The sequence below is a fragment of the Shewanella sp. A22 genome (genome assembly GCF_053850585.1).
This window is the reverse complement of record NZ_JBSQBN010000186.1, coordinates 1-5,516: the sequence shown is the minus strand read 5'-3', so window position 1 is coordinate 5,516 and position 5,516 is coordinate 1. Positions and strand designations below refer to the sequence as shown.

The window sequence follows — 5,516 nt, the reverse complement described above, 5'->3', positions numbered from 1 at the left end:
CTCTCAGGTATGCCACTTCTGTGTTACATCGATTTAAAAGGCAACAACCATTTCTACATCAATGTGCCTTGAATTGAAAAACCTGAGAGACTCTGAACTGACCAGATATTTAATGGGATTGGTATTAAGCATATCCTTCAAACCGTTCGAGAATATAATTAATCAGCGCTTGGCTTTGTGGTGACAGCGTTTTACGGCGTGGGTAAAGTAACCAACCATGGCCCTGATGTGTTACTTCATCATCCAATAATTTAATCACTGCCCCTTTTTTTACCTCTTCCTTCATTGCATGTGCTGCAATAAAAATAATACCTTGATGGTCCAAACAAGACTCTTTCATCAACCGCATATCGTTCACGGTTAAACGTCCCGATATATTGACCTCCTGCTCACCAATACGAATTTTATTGTCCATTTTTCCATTAAATTTTCGAAACAATATAAACTCATGGTTTTCTAAGTCTTGGGCTGTTTGGGGAGTACCATGCTGTTTTAAATATTCTGGTGATGCAAAAAGGTTGAGATCAACCGAAACCAGTTTACGGGCAATAAGATCCACACTCTCCAATTGATAACCGATGCGAAATCCAATATCTACATTATTTTCAACCAAATTAAACTCGGTCGAACTACTAATAATCTCAATGGTCACTTTTGGATGTAAGCGCATAAAATCGGTAAAGATATTCGCTAAATTTTGACTGTCGGGTAAGGTTAAAATTTGTATACGGATATGTCCTGATAGCTCAAGGTTATCGTGACTAAGGCTTTGTATTTCAGATTCAAATTGATCGACAAACGTTTTACTGGTTTTATAAAAGTGACGCCCATTATCTGTCACCACAATTGTTTTATGCTGCCGATGGAACAGATCAATGCCTAATTCTTGTTCGAGGGCTTTTAAACGACGACTCAAATTTGATTTGGGCAAATCCAATAACTCTGACGCTCTGATTAAACTGCCACTCTCAACGATATGATGAAACATCTTAATATCTTCAGTTTTCATGTTCAGATCTCATAATAATAAACAACAGCTCATCACGCTATTTTAGGTTCTAAATTTCAGAACCTAAAGTACTGATTTGTCATGAATTATAAAACTAAAACTACCGTATAATTAGCTTTTATTTTTAAAAATGAGAACAAGAATGGATAATTACTCCCCCATCAAACTCAGCTATCTTGCTCTAGCACTCACATCGATTCTTTTCATTGCACCTATGACTCAAGCGGAAGAGGCTAAAGAAGTAATAAAAGCACCAGAATATACTCGGCCAGTAAAACTGATGCGGGTGGGCAATTCAGTGGCACAATTGAATAAAACCTTCCCAGCGAAAGTAGCGGCCAATAAACAGGTGGATTTAGCCTTTCGCGTTAATGGACAACTCACTCACTTAGATCTGCTTGCTGGACAACAGGTTAAAAAAGGTCAGCTGTTAGCACAGTTGGACAATCGTGATGCCAAAAACTCATTATTAAATGCTCAGGCAAACCATCAATTAGCAACCGTAGACTTTACCCGTAAAGAAAAGCTACTGGCCAAGCACCAAATATCCAAATCTGAATTTGATACCGCCAAAGCAAACCTGCAGTCAACCTTAGCGACATTTCAGTCTGCAAAAGATCAACTTAGCTATACCACATTAAGTGCGCCATTTTCCGGCATGGTTGCCAAGGTCGACATTGAAAACTATCAAATGCTGCAAGCTTCACAAGTGGTATTGACGTTACAAGACAATAAGCAATTTGATATCACCTTTAATGTTCCTGAGTCTTACCTATTTAACCTCAAGAGCTTGAATTTAAAAGCGAACCAAGAAAAATACACAGTAAAATTTAATGGTTGCCCAGACTATTTTTACGCAACCTATAAAGAGATGAATACCGTCATTAACAATGGTAGCCAAACCTACCAAATTATTCTGTCGTTCACGCCACCAGCTGACTTATCAATATTGCCAGGCATGAGCGCAGAGGTTTCAATCAATGGCAACGCAAATAACTTGCCTATTACCATATTACCTCTCACCGCGATTGTGCACGACGAACAAGCACAACATGACTATGTATGGGTTTACCAAGATCAAACCAAAACACTCAAAAAAGCCATTGTTGAACTAGGAAAAATTCGTACGAAAGGTACTGAAATATTAAGTGGGCTCACACACGGTGATCAAGTTGTTGCTGTTGGTGCAAATGCCATTGATTCAGATACAAAAGTATCCCCATTACATTGGGAACGAGGCGTTTAAAAATGAATGTTGCTGCATTTAGTATTAAAAACAAAGTCATCACATGGATGGTCGTGATCCTGATGACCCTCGGTGGAATCATCTCTTTTTTAGGCTTAGGACAACTTGAAGCGCCTGAATTTACCATTAAACAAGCACTCGTCATTACGGCTTATCCTGGTGCGTCTCCTGAACAGGTTGAAGAAGAGGTAAGTTTACCGCTCGAAGATGCCATCCAACAGATGCAACAGGTTAAGATTGTTAAATCGATAAACAGTGCTGGTTTGTCACAAATTGAGGTAGAGGTTGACAGCCGATTTGGTAAAAAAAATCTTCTGCCGCAGGTATGGGACGAATTACGCAATAAAGTATCAGACAGCTACGGTCAACTTCCCTCTGGTGTACAACCCCCCATTATTGTTGACGACTTTTCTGATGTGTTTGGGTACTTGATGAACCTTCATGGTGAGGGGTATAGCTACCGCGAATTAGAAAAGTTTGCAGATTTAATTCGTCGCGAACTCGTATTGATCAAAGGGGTAAAAAGAGTCTCCGTTACCGGTGCTCCCGAGCAACAAGTTGTCATTGAAATTAGCCAAGCCAAATTGACTGCACTAGGATTAGACCCAAGCTATATATTTCAACAACTGCAAAATCAAAACGTTGTGTCTAATGCCGGCAAAATGTTAATTGGCTCAAAACGCGTGCGAATTACCCCAACTGGCGAGTTTAATGACGTCAGTGAGATGGAAAATCTGGTTATCAATGCACCCAATAGTAAAGCATTGGTGTATCTCGGTGACCTCGCAACCATCTACAAAACCACCTCAGATGAACCAACAGAGATTTATCACGACCAAGGCAAGCGCGCACTGTCTATTGGAGTATCCTTCAACTCAGGGGTTAATGTGGTTGAGATCTCAAAAGCAATCACGGTTGAGATGGATCATCTACTCACTACTCGTCCGTTAGGCATGGAAGTCAACACCGTTTATAACCAAGGTGCTGTTGTTGAAGAAACCGTCAGTGGCTTCTTACTTAACCTTGCTGAGTCAGTGATTATTGTTATCGTTGTATTATTGATTTTCATGGGAGCAAAAGCAGGAACCTTGATGGGTGCAGTATTACTTATCACCATATTAGGCACTTTTATTGTCATGAATATAATGGGAATTCAACTGCAAAATATCTCTCTTGGTGCACTTATCATTGCCTTAGGTATGTTAGTTGATAATGCCATTGTGGTTACCGAAGGTGTCATTATTGGTATTAAACGCGGCCATAGCCGCCTGTTTGCGGCAAAAACTATCGTCAAGCAAACGCAATGGCCATTATTAGGTGCAACCGTTATTAGTGTGCTTGCGTTTGCTCCGATTGGTCTTTCACCTGATGATACGGGTGAATTCTGTGGTTCATTGTTTAAGGTGTTATTGATTTCATTATCGATTAGTTGGTTTACGGCAATGACCATTACGCCTTTCTTTTGTTATCTACTGTTTAAAGATGGTGATAGCAAAGATAAAGATCGCGACAGCGAACATCAAGACGATCACACCTACCAAGGTGCAATATTCAACGCCTATCGCACCCTCTTAAACCTCGTGATGAGATTTAAAAAAAGCACCATGATACTGATATTATGTATGTTAGTAATGGCAGTAATGGGGCTAGGCCTAGTTAAAAAAGTATTTTTTGCTCCCTCAAGCACGCCAATCTTTATGGTGGATATATGGCTCGATGAAGGCAGTGATATACGCTTTACAGAACAGTTCATTAGCCGTATAGAAAAAGATATTGTTACCCAAGAGGCGCAACAAAAACTTGGGGTAAAAAATATTACAACCGTCATTGGACAAGGTGCACAGCGCTTTATATTGCCCTATCAACCAGAGAAAGGTTATAGCTCTTACGGGCAAATGATTATTGAGATGAATAGCCTTGCAGAGATGAATGCTTACCTGCCAAAGATCACCACACATTTACGCAGTACTTATCCTGAAGCTGAGTATAAAGTTAAACTGATTGAAAATGGGCCCACACCAGCCGCTAAAATTGAAGCGCGTTTTTACGGTGAAGATCCTATTGTGTTACGTCGATTAGCCACACAAACCGCGGCAGTTTTTCATGCCGAACCCGCAGCTGAAAATATTCGCAACAATTGGCGTAATCAAACGTTATTGCTGCGTCCGCAATTTAATCTAGCGCAAGCCAGAGAAGCCGGGATCAGCAAGCAAAGCTTGGATTCTGCACTATTAATGAATTTTAGCGGACTGACAGTGGGCACCTATCGTGAACAATCTGATCTTATGCCTATCATTGCTCGAGCGCCAAAAGAGGAACGTTTGGATGCGGAAAGCATTGCGCAGCTGCAAGTTTGGAGTGCAGAAAACAATACCTTTGTGCCAGTTGCCCAAATAGTGTCATCATTTAACAGTGAATGGGAAAATCCATTGATCATGCGTCGTGATCGTAAACGGGTTATCTCTGTACTAGCAGATCCGCTGTTGCTCAGTACTGAAACTGCAGACTCAGTACTCGCAAAGGTAAAAGCTAAAGTTGAAGCAATCCCATTACCTGATGGTTACGAACTAGAATGGGGCGGAGAATATGAAACCTCACTTGATGCTCAAAAAAGTTTAGGGGCCGCACTGCCATTAGGGTTTCTTGCGATGTTCTTAATCACTGTGGCGTTGTTTAACTCAATCAGGCAACCGTTGGTTATTTGGTTAAATGTACCACTCGCATTAATTGGGATTACGTTTGGTTTGCTTGTTTTAGATGCCCCGTTTGGGTTTATGGCAATCTTAGGAATGCTTAGCTTAAGCGGTATGATAGTGAAAAATGGGATTGTCTTGGTCGATCAAATAAACCTTGAACTCAGTGAAGGCAAATCACCTTACAAGGCAGTCTACGACTCATCAGTCAGTCGTGTAAGACCTGTTTGTATGGCGGCATTAACCACGATGCTTGGCATGCTCCCTCTACTGGCAGATCCATTCTTTATGGCGATGGCTGTAACCATCATCTTCGGATTAGGTTTTGCGACGATATTAACCTTAATCGTATTACCGGTAGCTTATTGTTTGATCTATCGAATACCCGTCACTCAATGTCAGTAAAGCATTATTGAATAGGTTGTTATACCAATCCTATTCAATATGTGATCTTTCAGCGGGAGTTCAAAGTGCTGTAGGCAAGGCAGATGATTGAAGCGAATAGTGATTCTATTTTGAAAGCATCTAACGAAGCATAAAGGACTTTGAAACCCGCCAGAATGGCGTC

3 protein-coding genes are annotated in these 5,516 nt (G+C 40.7%); 2 read left to right on the top strand and 1 reads right to left on the bottom strand.

The window, feature by feature from the left end:
* Positions 1–124: 124 nt before the first annotated feature.
* Entirely contained in the window at positions 125–1,009 is an 885-nt protein-coding gene (locus ACWXWT_RS19705; protein ID WP_456043272.1) for a LysR family transcriptional regulator, read from the bottom strand.
* Between the two features lie 142 nt (positions 1,010–1,151).
* On the opposite strand from ACWXWT_RS19705, the gene ACWXWT_RS19700 reads away from it, so the two are divergent.
* Both ACWXWT_RS19700 and ACWXWT_RS19695 read left to right on the top strand, forming a co-directional pair.
* Positions 1,152–2,255, top strand: a complete 1,104-nt coding sequence (locus ACWXWT_RS19700; RefSeq protein ID WP_456043271.1) for an efflux RND transporter periplasmic adaptor subunit — start codon at positions 1,152–1,154, stop codon at positions 2,253–2,255.
* A gap of 2 nt (positions 2,256–2,257) precedes the next feature.
* A complete protein-coding gene (locus ACWXWT_RS19695; RefSeq protein ID WP_456043270.1) occupies positions 2,258–5,353 on the top strand; it encodes an efflux RND transporter permease subunit in 3,096 nt (1,031 codons plus the stop codon).
* Positions 5,354–5,516: the final 163 nt, after the last annotated feature.

What these genes read in the sequence shown, in the direction of transcription:
- ACWXWT_RS19695 (WP_456043270.1), top strand. Translation starts at nt 2,258, where the DNA reads ATGAATGTTGCTGCATTTAGTATTAAAAACAAAGTCATCACATGGATG.
- ACWXWT_RS19705 (WP_456043272.1), bottom strand. Translation starts at nt 1,009, where the DNA reads ATGAAAACTGAAGATATTAAGATGTTTCATCATATCGTTGAGAGTGGC.
- ACWXWT_RS19700 (WP_456043271.1), top strand. Translation starts at nt 1,152, where the DNA reads ATGGATAATTACTCCCCCATCAAACTCAGCTATCTTGCTCTAGCACTC.